Here is a 12,959-nt window from a genome sequence, read left to right as displayed (position 1 = left end):
GAGCCGGGCGCGATGCACCACTCAGCTCTGGTCGAGTACCGCCAGGAGGTCGTCGTTGTAGAAGTCGTCGAGCGAGCAGGCGCCAGACAACGTCGACAGGTAGCGGTCGATCAGGTCTTGGTGGCCGACCAGTTTGCTGAGCATCCCGGTCTTCTGGTCGGGTTTGAGCTCGGCCACGTTGAGCGCACCCCGATAGGCGTCGAGGAAGTCCTTGTCCAGGTCGTACTCGTAGTTCCGCAGCGCGGTGGCGAGTTCGGCCTCGTCGTGCAGCCGGTCCCCGATGCGCTCGGTGAGCGACTGGGCCTGGCGGAAGGCGTCGGATATGCCGCGGGCGGTGATCGAGTCCTTGTGGTGCGCCGCGTCGCCGACCAGCGCCCACCCGGGTCCGGTGGCTTTGCGGAAGAAGTTCTCCTGGTGGCCCGTGCCGTACATCTGCTCGGCCCGCTTGCCCGCCGCCAGCCGCTCGTACAGCTCCGGGGACGTACTGCGGATCGCCTCCTCGAAGGCGGGTTCCACGGCGATGCGGACCCTGGCGAACTCGTCCTGCGGGAAGTAGGCCATGACCAGCGTGAGGTCGTCGTTGGTGGGGATGACGCCGACCCAGCGGCCGGGGCGCTCATAGAGCTCGAAGTGGCTCGGCAGGTCGGCCCAGTAGCTGTAGTACGTGCAGGTCAGGCGCGGATGCTCGATGACGTTCCGCGCGCCGACCTTGCGCGCCACCAGCGACCGCATGCCGTCCGCGCCGACCACCAGGTGCGCCTGCTCGGTGGTGGTCGAGCCGCCGGGGGTGGTGTACCGCACCCCGACGACCCGGCCGTCCTCCTGGATCAGGTCATTGACCAGGCAGCCTTCCTGGAAGTCCACCCCGGCGGCGACGGCGCCGGAGGCCAAGATCGGATCCAGCACGAACCGCCGGGGCGCGTACGTGGTCCGGTGGCCGTCGACCGGCAGGGAGAAGCCCTCGATCCGGACGCCGGGCGCCTCGTAGCTCTGGTGGTCGATCGGCCGGCACCCGGCTTCGCGCAGGTCGTCGAGCAGCCCCCAGCTGTCGAGCAGCGCCACGCCCGGCTGGTGGATGTAGTGCGATGACAGCGTGTCCTGCGGGAAGCGCGCCTTCTCCAGGAGCAGGACACGGTAGCCCCGGCGGGCGAACAGCATCGCCGTCGGCGAACCCGCGCAACGGGCGCCTATGACAACTACGTCGTACATGGCCCTCGCTTACTGTTGAGTTACCGCACGCTGGGATTCGATGTACGCGGATATCGCAGACACCGTCGGATTGAGGAACATCTGGTCCATCGGGACTTCGACGCCGAGTTCCTCGATGAGGGCCCTTTGGATTTTCGCCATGATCACCGACTGGCCGCCGAGGACGAAGAAGTCGTCGTCGGTCGATATGTCGTCGCGGTCGAGCTCTCGGCACCAAATGGCCTGGACTTCGTCGGCAATCATCGCAGTCGTGCCCGGCGCCATCAATGGTCGGACTTCCGTATCGGCGCGCTGGTCGCGGAAATCCGCGATCAGCGCGGCGCGGTCCACTTTCCCGTGCGGGCTCAAGGGAATCCGTGGGATTTCCAGAAATGTGGCCGGCACCATCGAGCGCGGCAGGGCCTCCAGGAGATCGGCGCGCAGCCGGCTCGGATCCAGGCGGCCGTTCTCCGACACCACGAACGCGACCAGCTCGTTCTCGCCGGTGTCGTCGGGCACCGGGACCACGGAGGCCTGTCCGATCCCGTCCAACCGGACCAGCGCGCGCTCGACGTCGGTCGGATCGATGCGCATGCCGCGCACCTTGACCTGTGCGTCCATCCGTCCGGCGACCACGAGGTCGCCGGCGGCGGTGACGCAGCCGAGGTCGCCGGTGTGGTAAAGGCGGCGCGGTTCGCCGTCGACCAGGACCGTGGTGAAGCGCTTTGACTCGGGTCCGGCGCCGTTGAGGTAGCCCGCGCCGACGCTGGTTCCGGAGATGCAGATCTCGCCGTACTCCCCCGCCCCGACGCCCTCGGCCTGCTCGTCGAGGATGTGGATCTCGGTGTTGTAGGCGGGCCGGCCGACCGGGGCGTTCTCGTGTCCGGTCGGCCGGAACCCGGCGAGGTCGTAGGACGTGGCGACGTCCGTGCACTCGGCGACGCCGTACTGGTGCAGCAGCGTGCAGATGTTGCCCCCGCGCCTGGCCCACGGTGCGATGCGCTCGACGTGCAGCGGCTCCCCGCCGAACAACACGTAGTCCAGCTTGCTCAGCACCTCCCCGCCCCGCGCGGTCTCCCAGTCCACCAGCAGATACAAGGTGCTGGAGGCGCAGTGCACGGTGCGGATCGCCTGCTCGCCGAGCAGGCGGTAGGCCAGAGCGGCGTCGAAGTGCCGGCTGGGCATCAGGTGCTGGGTGGCGCCGCAGAACAGCGGCGTCATCAGGGCGCGCTGGGACAGGTCGAACCCGAAGGCGCTGACCACCAGGTTGCCCGACCGGGAGTCCAGGCCGTACTCGAGCTGGAGCCAGTTGAGCAGGTTGAACCAACCCTTGTGCCGCACCCCGGTGAGCTTCGGCGTGCCGGTCGAGCCGGACGTGAAGACCGCGTAGCACAGGTCGTCCCCGAGCACCGGCACGTCCGGATCGGTCGCCGGCTGGTCCCGCAGGCGCTCGCCGAGCCGGTCCGGGGCGAGCACCTCGACCGCCGCCGAGCCCAGGAGCCCGGCCGTCGCCGGCGACGCCACGATCAGCGCCAGATCAGGGGTCTGCTGCTGGAGCAGCGCCAGCCTGGCCGCCGGATAGGCCGGGTCGAACGGCACGTAGGCGGCCCCGGCCTTGAGCGTGCCGAGGATCGCGATCAGCAGGTCGACCGAGTAGTCCAGGCAGATGCCGACCTTGGCGCCGCGGCCGTGGCCGCGCGCGATGAGCAGGTGCGCGAACCGATTCGCCGCGGCGTCCAGCTCCGCGTAGGTCACCTGCTCCCCGGCACACCGGACCGCGACGGCGTCCGGGCTCTGCCGGGCCTGCGCCTCGAACCGCTTGTGCACGACGGGCGTCGGGGGCAGGTCGACCCGCTTTCCCCGGAGGATCATCAAACAACTCCGATACGTCTGGCTCCGGTCGGCGACAAGCGGGTCACCTCGGCGCGATGGGCGAAGGAGGGGCGCGTCCGGCGCGGTTCAGTCCGCCGCCGCCATGGCCTCCCGCAGGCTCTTGGGACGCAGGTCGGTCCAGTTCTCCTCGACGTGGGCCAGGCACTCGGCCCGCCCCGCCGCACCGAACGCCACCCGCCACCCGGCGGGCACCTCGGCGAACACCGGCCACAGGGAGTGCTGGTCCTCGTCATTGACCACGACGTAGAAGCTGCCGTTCTCGTCGTCGAAGGGGTTCGTGCTCACTGCCACCGTCCTTAACAGACACAGAGCGATCTGGAAATGAAAATGCGAAGTGACTCGGAGAAAGGGCGCCGTGGCCGGACAAGTGCGTGATCAGCCTTGTCTTGTCGACGGGACACCCGGCTTCCGCATTTCAGGAAACGCCGACGTCACTGCCGGAAACGCTAGATCGGCCCCCGGTACGACCGCAAGGGAAAAGGGGCGCCCCCGGACTTCCGGCGAAACAGCGCCGAAAAGCAAAACGGCGCCGGGTCCGTCAAGGACCCGGCGCCGCATCAGCGCTCGAACGCCGCCTTCTCAGGCGATCTGCCGCCGATAGGTCATCATCGCCAGCGCGTAGAACACCACCAGCACCCCGCCGAGCCACGCCGCAGCGAGCCAGGCCTGGCTGCCGACCGCCTGGTTGTCCACCAGCGCCCGGATCGAGTTCACCACCGGCGTCACCGGCTGGTTGTTGGCGAAGGCCTGCAGCGGCCCCGGCATGGTCCTGGTGGGCACCATCGCCGAGCTCAGGAACGGCAGGAAGATCAGCGGATAGGCGAACGCGCCCGCGCCCTCGGCCGTCTTCGCCGCCAGCGCGGCCAGCACCGCGATCCAGGTCAGCGCCACGGTGAACAGGCACAGCAGGGCGGCGATACCCACCCAGGACACCACCCCCGCGCTCGACCGGAACCCCACGGCCAGGGCCACCAGCACCACGATCACCAGGGAGATCGCGTTGGCGATCAGCGCGGTGAGCACGTGGGCCCACAGCACGCTGGAGCGCGCGATCGGCATGGAGTGGAAGCGCTCGAAGATGCCGCTGCGCCGGTCAGTGAACAGCCGGAGGTTGGTGTACGCGATGCCCGACGCGATGGTGATGAGCAGGATGCCGGGCAGGATGTACTTCACGTACGCCGCCCGGCCGCCGGGGTCGACCGCGCCGCCGAGTACGTACAGGAACATCAGCATCATCGCGATCGGGGTGACGGCGGTGGTGACGATGGTGTCCGGGCTGCGCAGGATGTGCCGCAGGGAGCGGCCCATCATGACCGAACTGTCACTCAGGAAACGGCTCATCACTGCTCCTTGCTCGTCAGGTCGGCGCCCGTCACGTCGGCACTCCTCAGATCGGCGCTCGCCAGATCGGCGCTCGTCAGGCCGGCACCCGCCGGGTCGGCGTTCTGGCCCGGAACCGTCTTGCCGGCTCCGCCGACCCTGCCGACGACGGCGAAGTAGACGTCCTCCAGCGTCGGCTTCACCTCGACGTACTCGACCTTCGGCGGCCCGAGCAGCTCCTGCAGCTCGCCCAGCGTCCCGTTCACGATGATCCGGCCCTCGTGCAGGATCGCGATCCGGTCGGCGAGCTCCTCGGCCTCGTCCAGGTACTGCGTGGTGAGCAGCACGGTCGTCCCGCGCCGGGCGAGCTCCTTGACCGTCTCCCACACCTCCTGGCGCCCCTCGGGGTCCAGTCCGGTCGTCGGCTCGTCCAGGAAGACCACCGACGGGCTCCCGATCAGGCTCATGGCCACGTCCAGCCGGCGGCGCATCCCGCCGGAGTAGGTCGCCGCGCGGCGGGCACCGGCCTCGGTCAGCCCGAACCGGTCCAGCATCTGGTCGGCGATCTCCTGCGGGTTCGGCACGTGCCGCAGCTTGGCCACCATGACCAGGTTCTCCCGGCCGGTGAGGATGTCGTCGACCGCGGTGAACTGGCCGGTGAGGCTGATCGACTCCCGCACGTTCTTGGCCTGCGTCGCGACGTCGAAGCCGTTGACGCTGGCCGAGCCGGAGTCGGCCCGCAGCAGCGTGGCCAGGATCTTCACGAGCGTGGTCTTGCCGGCGCCGTTCGAGCCCAGCAGGGCGAAGATGCTGCCCGGCTGCACCTCGAAGTCCACACCGCGCAGGACTTTGAGATTCTTGTACGACTTCTCCAGACCCTGTACACGGATCGGCAGAACTAGTTGCGCGGTCATCTGGTGGCCCCCTCTACACTCGCAGTGGTTTCGCCGGTGCTGGTCATCAGGTAGCGTTGGTTGTGTCCACGTTCTGTGGCCATGTCGTGGCCCCCTCCTCGCCGGAGCGTTCGACCTGTTCTGGCAGGGAGCTCCAAGCCCCGCAGAACCTCTTTGATGCACGCCGAGGCCGCGCTGCTCGATTCCAGCGAGCAGCGCGCAGACGGTCGTCTCGGCGGGCGTTAGGGCGTTACCAGCCGCCGTTACTAGCCGCCCTGGGACTCGCGGTAGACGTCGGCGTGGGTCTGCGAGTCCTTGATCAGGTTGTCGGTGAAGGCGGCGACGTCCGGGCCGGTGAGTTCGAGGACTCCCTTGCCGGCCGCGACCCCCTCTTCGAAGAAGTCGACGATCCCGGAGAGCAGGTTCCCGTCCTCCAGGTCGACCGGCCCCACCTTGAAGAGGTACTTCTGCATCTCCTTGTAGACGATGCGGTAGTCCGGCGGCAGCGCGTTCACCCGCGCGACGTGGGCCCGCCACTGCTTCTTGCCCTCAAGAATGTCCTGGATGCCCATGTCAGCCTCCCAGCCGGCTCAGCTTCTTGGCGACGTCCTGGTTCAACTGCTCGCGCCACTTGTCGCGATAGGACCGGGCCCGTTCGCCGCCGACCAGGGCCACGGCGAAGCCCTCGACGTCGTCGCCGAGCACCTCCGCGATGCCCAGCCCTTCGGCCGCCGACTCCTCCAGCAGGCCCAGGACGCCGTCGAGGACCGGCATCAGGCTGCGCCCGGAGAAATCCCCGCGGGGCAGCAGGACCTCCACGATCCGTTCGTATCCGGCCCGGTAGTCGGCCGGCAGCGCCTTGGCGCGGGCCTCGAAGCCCTTCCATTCCCTGGACAGGTCACCGCCTGTGACGTTCTCCCAGAACTTCATCGGCTGCCCTCCTTCAGTGTGTTGATGCGCGACGAGAGGTACTCCCATTTCGCCCAGAACCTCGCCAGCTCCGCGCGCCCGGCGTCGTTGAGCGCGAAGAACTTCCGCGGCGGGCCCTGTGCCGACGGCCGCTTGGTCACCTCGACCAGCCCGTTCTTCTCCAGCCGGACCAGGATCGTGTAGGTCGTGCCCTCGACGACATCGGGGAAGCCGAGATCGTTCAGCCGACGGGTGATGGCGTAGCCGTACGTCTCCTCGTTACCGATGATCTGGAGAACACAGCCCTCGAGCGTGCCCTTCAGCATCTCTGTCAGATCGTCCATCGCGAGCCCTCCTCCCAGTACTTAGTAGTGCTGAGTACCACTACACAGTATCACGGAGTAGTGGGCGGGGGAAGCGGACAACAACCCGCCGCCGACCAGGCTCTAGAGGACTTCGCCGTCCTTCGTCCGCCGGCGCAGAGCAGGCCGGCTGGACTGCGCGAGGCTGGTCCACATCTCCGACAGGCCGGTGATGGTCCGGACCGCGAACAGCGTGCGGATCGACAGCTCCTGGTTCAGCTCCGAGCGGACGAGGCCGACCAGCCGGATCGCCCGCAGCGAGTTGCCGCCGAGGTCGAAGAAGTCCTCGTCGATGCCCACCCGCTCCACGTCCAGCGCCTCGGCGAACACCTCGGCCAGGATCCGCTCGGTGTCGTTGCGCGGCGCCCGGTACCCCGGGCCGCCGAACTCGGGCTCCGGCAGCGACGCCCGGTCCACCCGGCCGCCGGCGGTCAGCGGCAGGGCGTCCAACACGACGAAGACCGACGGCACCAGGTACTCGGGCAGCCGCTCGGCGGCGAAGCGGCGCAGTTCCTCGCTCGACGGACCGGTGTGGTCCGCATCGCGGCGCGCGCCCTCGCCCTCACCACCGCGCGCGCCTTCGCCGGTGCTCGCGCCGGCCGCGCCGGCCTTGCCGGCCGCCGGGACCACGTAGGCCGCCAGGCACTGCCGGCCGGAGGGGTCCCGCACGCCGGCCACCAGCGCGTGCGCGAGCCCGGCATGCTCGGCCAGCGTTTCTTCGACCTCTGCCACCTCGACCGCGTGTCCGCGCACTTCCACCCGCGCACCGGCTCGGCCCACGTACTCCAGCCGGGCGGGGCCTTCTCCGTCGGCGACCCACCGGACCCGGTCTCCGGTCCGGTACATCCGGGCACCGGGCGTGCCGAACGGACAGGGGACGAAGCGCTCCGCGGTGTGCGCGGACCGTCCGGGATAGCCGCGCGCCACGCCGGGCCCGGCCACGTACAGCTCTCCGGTCACGCCGACCGGGACCGGTGCCAGCCCGGGGCCCAGCACGTAGACGGCGGTGTTGTCCACAGGACCGCCGATCATGCCTGTAGGCACCGCTGCGTCCGCCGCCACGCGGTAGGACGCGGCGAGCACGGCCGCCTCGGTCGGACCGTGGCCGGTGACGATCGTCAGGTCGGGGCAGGCCGTCCGCACGCGTCGCACCGCGGCCGCGGGCACGCGGTCCGCACCGGTCCACACCTCGCGCACCCCGACCAGCCGTTCGGGACGGTCCGCCGCGATCGCGCAGAACTGTCCGGCGGACAGCCACAGCGAGCTGACGTCGTCCGGCGTCCGATCCTCCGCCAGGTCGTCGGGGTCCAGCGCGCCGGGCGGGGCCACGACCACGCGGCCGCCGGTCAGCAGTGGGGTCCACAGTTCGAGGGCGAGCGCGTCGAAGGTGTGCGGCGAGTGCCACAGCACCGCGGCTTCGCCGCCCTCCTGCCAGCGGCGGTCCAGGACCAGCCGCTGCATGTTCCGGTGCGTCATCGCGACGGCGGCGGTCCCGCCGGGCGATCCGCGGCCGTAGAGCACGGCCATCAGGTTGTCCGGGTGCTGCGAAGCCGAGGCCTGTGGACCGTCGTCGCCGACACCGTCACCGTCGCCGGTGGCATCAGAGTCCTGCGACAGCACCTGGCCGAGCACGATCGCCGGGACTCCCAGCTCGGGAGCGAGCCCGTCCGCGGTCGCGGCGTCGGTCAGCAGCGCGTGCACCGGGCAGTCACCGACCACCGGCTTGACCGCCTCGACCGGCCGCTCCGGGTCGATCGGCAGATAGGCGCCGCCCGCCTTCAGCACCCCCAGCAACGCGACGGCCAGATCCACCGAGCGCGGCAGCGCCACCGCCACCAGCGTCTCGGGTCCGACGCCCCGGCTCCGCAGCGCGCCGGCCAGGCGGGTGGAGCGCGCGTCCAGCTCCCGGTAGGAGACCGCCGAGGCCCAGGAGACCAGCGCGTCGGTCTCGGGGGTTCGCTGCGCCTGGAGCGCGAACAGCTCGGGGACGGTCAGCTCCGGCAGCGGCACGGCGGTGTCGTTCGGGGCCGTCAGCACCCGGTCCCGCTCGGCGCCGTCGAGGACGTCCAGCGCACCGACCGGCAGCCCCGGATCAGCCTTGGTCAGGGCCCTGATGACCGCGATCAGCTCGGTCCCGATGACCCTCAGCTCAGCGCGCGAGTACAGGCCCTCGGGCGCGTCGAGCCGGAAGTACAGGTCGCTGTCGGGGCTCCCGTCGGTCCCGACGCTGAACGACAGCTCGTTGAAGACCCCGTTGATCCCCCCGAAAGCACGCGCCGGGCAGCCCGCGAAGTCCAGGCGGTCGGCGAACTCGATGATGTTCATGACGGCGCCGAAGCTGGCGCGGTCGGCCGGGGCGGTGCCGGCGGCCTGCTGGATCTCCGAGTAGTGGCACGCCGTGTGGTCGAAGATGTCGAAGGTCTGGTCGCCGACGGCTTCGGCGACCTCGGCGAAGGTCGCGCTCAGCGGGACCTCGACGCGGACCGGCACCACGTTCACCGCCAGGCCCGGCGTCCGGCCGGCGGCGCCGGATCGGTTGCCCACGGCCAGGGACAGCAGGAACTCCGGAAGATCGCAGCGCTGCCGGAAGTACACGGCCGCGGCCGCGGTCACCATCGAGGACAGCCACACCCCCATCGACTTCGCGGCCTCGCGCCACGCGTCGGCCTCGGCGCGCGGCACCGTGAGCGTCCGGCTCACCACGCCGATCGCGCCGGCCAGCTCAGACCAGCGGTCGGCGTCGTCGATCGGGACGCTGAGCGCGGTCTGCTCGGCCTCGGACAGCGCGATGCGCGGAACCCGCGCGGGTGCGGGAGCGGCCTTCAGATAGTCGCGCCAGAAGGTCTTGTCGTCGGTGAACCTGCGCGAGGCGTGGTACTCGGTGGCGATGGCCGCGAACGAGCCGGCGTCCCACGCATGCTGCGGCTCGGGTACCGCGGATCCGCGTGCCAGCGCCGTGTACACCTCGGCGAGGCGGTGCGACAGCAGGCCGGCCGCGCCGAAGCCGTCGGATATCAGGTGGTGGTAGGCGATGACGACCAGGGAGCGGGCCGGGGCGAGCTTGACCACGCCGAGCCGGAACAGCAGATCGCGCTCCAGGTCGAAGGGCTGTCTGATCATCTCGGCCAGCGCGTCGCGGGCCGCCTGCTGGGGATCGGCGGCGTCGGCGACGTCCAGGAAGAAGGGCTGCCAATCCCCCAACTCCCGGGGGACCATGCGCAGCCCGCTGCCGTCGTCGGCGAAGGTGACGCGCAGTACTTCGGCCTCGTTCAGCACCTGCCGGAAGGCGGACTCCATGACCGTCGGGTCCAAGTCACCTTCGACATCCCACATGGTCAGCGCGTGGTTCAACGCGTCGGCGGAGAGTTTCTGCGCCAACCACAATCCCTTATGCGCAGACGACGCCTCGAACGAACGCACCGGATCAACCCCTCGGTATCAAGAGTTCATGAGTTCAGAGTTCATGAGTTGAGAGTTCATGAGTTCAAGCCCAGGAAAGAACTGCGATGGATCGCGCGCAGCCCTCAGGCGTCCCAGGTGACCGGGAGGCTCGTCATCCCGTAGACCGCCGCGGTGTCCGGGCGCAGGCCGATCTCCTCGACCGGCACGGCCAGGCGCAGTGTGGGGAAGCGGTTGAACAGGCCGGTCAGCGCGATGCGCAGCTCCATGCGGGCCAGCTGCTGGCCCACGCACTTGTGGCTGCCGTGTCCGAAGGCCAGGTGGCTGACGGCCTTGCGGCGCAGGTCGAGCTTTTGGGGATCGGGGAAGCGCTCGGGGTCGCGGTTGGCGGTGTTGTAGGACAGGACGACGACGGTGCCGGCTTTGATGAGCACGCCGCCCACTTCCACGTCCTCCATCGCCCTGCGCATGAACGTCTTGGCGACGGTCGTGTAGCGCAGCAGCTCGTCCACGGCGCCCTCGGCGAACTCCGGTTCGTCGCGCAGCACGGCCAGTTGCTCCGGGTTCTGCAGCAGCGCGAAGGCACTCAGCGCCAGGGTGTTCGCGGTGGTGTCGAACCCGGCCGACATCGTGAAGAAGCTGATGCCCTTCAGGTCCTCGTTGGTGAGGTCGGTCTCGGTCAGGTCGCTGAGGATGTCGTCGGTGGGGTGTGCGCGCTTGGCGAGGACCAGCTCCGCGAAGTACTTGTGGGCCGCGGCGAAGGCCGTCATCTGCTCCTCGGTGCTGGCCTCGCCGCCGAGGAACTGGTCGACCTGTTCCTGGAAGTACTCGCGCTCCTCGTACGGGACCCCCAGCAGCTCGCAGATCATGATGGTGGGGATGGGCTTGGCGAACGCGCTCACCAGCTCGGCCGGCGGTCCGGCCGCCTCCATGGCGTCCAGGCACTCGGCGGTGATCTGCTCGACGCGCTCGGTGAGCTGCCGGATCCGGCGCGGGGTCAGCCTGCTCGTCAGGGGCTTGCGATAGCGTCCGTGCAGGGGCTCGTCCATGAAGACCATCTCGCCGGGCGTCGCCGGCGGCGGGTCCCAGCCGGTGATGTCCATGGACAGGTCGAGCATCAGCTCCTTGCGGGCGCTGAAGCGCGGGTCGACCAGGACCGCGCGGACCTCGTCGTAGCCGGTGATCACGTAGGCGGGGACGTCGCCGGGGAAGGTGAAGCTGCTGACCGGGCCGTGGCCGCGGGCTTCGAGCAGCTCCGCCGGCGGGTCGAAGGGGCAGCCGGGCCTGCGCTCCAGCATCATCGTCTCGACGGCGTGAAGGGCTTCACCCATGGACCATCCTCATTTCACGGCATGCATATATGACGGGCTTTGACGGGCGTGGAGCTTCGCCGCAACCAGCGTGATTGCCATTAAGACCGCTGTCAATAAAAACGCCCGGCGCAGGCCGGGAAGGCCTTGCCGAATCGGTATAGACATTGCGGGCGCGGGCTTGACTCTAATACCGGCCGGCAATTCCAATGAATGGCGCCGAAAGGCGGGCGCGGGACGGCCGAGCGTCCCGCCGACGGGACACGGCCGGGACACGGCCCGGGCCGACATGAGGGAGCTACGTGCGAGACACCGGCATGGACGCGGACGCCGACGGCATGGACGCGGATGTCATGGACGGCGATGTGGTGGACGGCGATGTGGTGGACGGCGATGTGGTGGACGGCGATGTCATGGACGGCGATGTGGTGGACACGGACGTGGTGATCGCGGGCGCCGGGCCGACGGGCCTGATGCTCGCCTGCGAGCTGCGGCTGGCGGGGGCCGACGTGACGGTGGTCGAGCGGTTGGCCGAACGGACCGGCCAGTCACGGGCCGGCGGCATCCACTCCCGCACGCTGGAGGTGTTGGACCAGCGCGGGATCCTGGACCGCTTCCTCGCGGCCGGACGGCTGGAGCCGGTGGGGCACTTCTCCGGGCTGTACCTGGAGTTCGACGAGGCGGAGTCCCGGCACCCCTACCCGCTGACCATCCTGCAGCCGGTCATCGAGCGGCTGCTTGAGGAGTGGGCTGCGGAGCTGGGGCTGCGGGTGCGGTGGTCGTCGGAGGTGACCGGCGTGCGGCAGGACGCGGACGGCGTGACTGTCGAGCTGAACGCGGGGCAGGGGCCGCAGCTGCGTGCACGCTATCTCGTGGGCTGCGACGGCGGCCGCAGCGTGGTCCGCAAGCTGGCGGGCATCGACTTCCCCGGCACCGCGGCGACGATGACCTCGCTGATCGGCGACGTCGAGCTGCCCGAGCTGACCGAGGACTACGTCTGGGGCGGGCGCGGCGAGGGCGGCCACTGGTCGGCGATCAACTTCGAGCCGGGATGGCACCGGGTGATCACGTCGGAGTACGACCACGTCACCGACCCCGAGGGGCCCGTGACGTTCGAGCAGCTGCGGGCGTCGCTGATCAAGCTCATCGGCACCGACCACGGCATGCGCAACCCGCGCTGGGTGTCCCGCTTCAACGACACCGCGCGCCAGGCCGCCGAGTACCGCAAGGGGCGGATCCTGCTCGCCGGCGACGCCGCGCACATCCACTTCCCGGCCGGCGGCCAGGGGCTGAACATGGGCGTCCAGGACGCGGTGAACCTCGGCTGGAAGCTCGGGCTGGTGCTCAACGGCCGGGCGCCGGAGGGGCTGCTGGACACGTACCACGCCGAGCGGCACCCGGTCGCCGAGCGCGTCCTGCACAACACGCGCGCGCAGGCTGCCCTGAGCCGCCCGGATCCGCAGACTGAGGCGCTGCGCGAGGTGTTCGCTTCGCTGATCGTGTTCGATGATGTGAATCGGCATCTGCGGGGCATGCTGACGGCGTTGGGTATCCGGTACGCGGGTGCGGGCGATCATCCGTTGGCGGGGCGGCGCGTTCCTGATGCTGGGCTGAAGACGGTGGATGGGGGCAGCGGGGGCAGCCGCGTGTACGAACTCTTGCACGCCGCGCGCCCGGTGCTGCTC

11 protein-coding genes are annotated in these 12,959 nt (G+C 69.8%); 1 reads left to right on the top strand and 10 read right to left on the bottom strand.

All coding sequences use genetic code 11. The features are described 5' to 3' along the window. Positions 1–21: 21 nt before the first annotated feature. From GWK61_RS20545 to GWK61_RS20500, 10 genes are all read right to left on the bottom strand, one after another. Positions 22–1,209, bottom strand: coding sequence for an NAD(P)/FAD-dependent oxidoreductase (locus tag GWK61_RS20545; protein WP_194910416.1), 1,188 nt, complete (start codon positions 1,207–1,209; stop codon positions 22–24). A gap of 9 nt (positions 1,210–1,218) precedes the next feature. Then, the gene (locus GWK61_RS20540) at positions 1,219–3,060 is read right to left on the bottom strand and encodes a non-ribosomal peptide synthetase (protein WP_194910415.1); all 1,842 of its coding nucleotides are present in this window, start codon (positions 3,058–3,060) and stop codon (positions 1,219–1,221) included. Positions 3,061–3,147: 87 nt separating this feature from the next. After that, complete coding sequence (locus GWK61_RS20535; protein WP_194910414.1) at positions 3,148–3,366, bottom strand: MbtH family protein; 219 nt, start codon at positions 3,364–3,366, stop codon at positions 3,148–3,150. Between the two features lie 294 nt (positions 3,367–3,660). Further along, positions 3,661–4,425: an ABC transporter permease gene (locus tag GWK61_RS20530; protein WP_369125597.1), complete on the bottom strand. Its 765-nt coding sequence runs from the start codon at positions 4,423–4,425 to the stop codon at positions 3,661–3,663. Further along, the gene (locus GWK61_RS20525; protein ID WP_194910410.1) at positions 4,422–5,315 is read right to left on the bottom strand and encodes an ABC transporter ATP-binding protein; all 894 of its coding nucleotides are present in this window, start codon (positions 5,313–5,315) and stop codon (positions 4,422–4,424) included. Before GWK61_RS20525 ends, GWK61_RS20530 begins: the two co-directional genes overlap by 4 nt. 245 nt (positions 5,316–5,560) lie before the next feature. After that, positions 5,561–5,866, bottom strand: a complete 306-nt coding sequence (locus GWK61_RS20520) for a DUF1048 domain-containing protein (RefSeq protein ID WP_194910407.1) — start codon at positions 5,864–5,866, stop codon at positions 5,561–5,563. A gap of 1 nt (position 5,867) precedes the next feature. Beyond that, the gene (locus GWK61_RS20515) at positions 5,868–6,224 is read right to left on the bottom strand and encodes a DUF1048 domain-containing protein (RefSeq protein ID WP_194910406.1); all 357 of its coding nucleotides are present in this window, start codon (positions 6,222–6,224) and stop codon (positions 5,868–5,870) included. Further along, a complete protein-coding gene (locus GWK61_RS20510) occupies positions 6,221–6,547 on the bottom strand; it encodes a PadR family transcriptional regulator (RefSeq protein ID WP_194910404.1) in 327 nt (108 codons plus the stop codon). Before GWK61_RS20510 ends, GWK61_RS20515 begins: the two co-directional genes overlap by 4 nt. Positions 6,548–6,649: 102 nt before the next feature. Further along, positions 6,650–9,985, bottom strand: coding sequence for a non-ribosomal peptide synthetase (locus GWK61_RS20505; protein ID WP_194910403.1), 3,336 nt, complete (start codon positions 9,983–9,985; stop codon positions 6,650–6,652). A 104-nt stretch (positions 9,986–10,089) separates the two neighbouring features. After that, entirely contained in the window at positions 10,090–11,295 is a 1,206-nt protein-coding gene (locus tag GWK61_RS20500; RefSeq protein ID WP_194910401.1) for a cytochrome P450, read from the bottom strand. A gap of 281 nt (positions 11,296–11,576) precedes the next feature. On the opposite strand from GWK61_RS20500, the gene GWK61_RS20495 reads away from it, so the two are divergent. After that, positions 11,577–12,959: FAD-dependent monooxygenase (locus tag GWK61_RS20495; protein WP_323747663.1), on the top strand; the 1,383-nt coding region annotated here is incomplete at its 3' end.

This window comes from Catenulispora rubra, from assembly GCF_015356825.1.
GTDB lineage: Bacteria > Actinomycetota > Actinomycetes > Streptomycetales > Catenulisporaceae > Catenulispora > Catenulispora rubra.
Note: the sequence above shows the minus strand (reverse complement) of the source record. Positions and strands in the feature narration are given on the sequence as shown.

Coding starts and splice junctions, on each gene's coding strand:
- GWK61_RS20545 (WP_194910416.1), bottom strand. CDS start 1,209: ATGTACGACGTAGTTGTCATAGGCGCCCGTTGCGCGGGTTCGCCGACG.
- GWK61_RS20540 (WP_194910415.1), bottom strand. CDS start 3,060: ATGATCCTCCGGGGAAAGCGGGTCGACCTGCCCCCGACGCCCGTCGTG.
- GWK61_RS20525 (WP_194910410.1), bottom strand. CDS start 5,315: ATGACCGCGCAACTAGTTCTGCCGATCCGTGTACAGGGTCTGGAGAAG.
- GWK61_RS20520 (WP_194910407.1), bottom strand. CDS start 5,866: ATGGGCATCCAGGACATTCTTGAGGGCAAGAAGCAGTGGCGGGCCCAC.
- GWK61_RS20515 (WP_194910406.1), bottom strand. CDS start 6,224: ATGAAGTTCTGGGAGAACGTCACAGGCGGTGACCTGTCCAGGGAATGG.
- GWK61_RS20510 (WP_194910404.1), bottom strand. CDS start 6,547: ATGGACGATCTGACAGAGATGCTGAAGGGCACGCTCGAGGGCTGTGTT.
- GWK61_RS20500 (WP_194910401.1), bottom strand. CDS start 11,295: ATGGGTGAAGCCCTTCACGCCGTCGAGACGATGATGCTGGAGCGCAGG.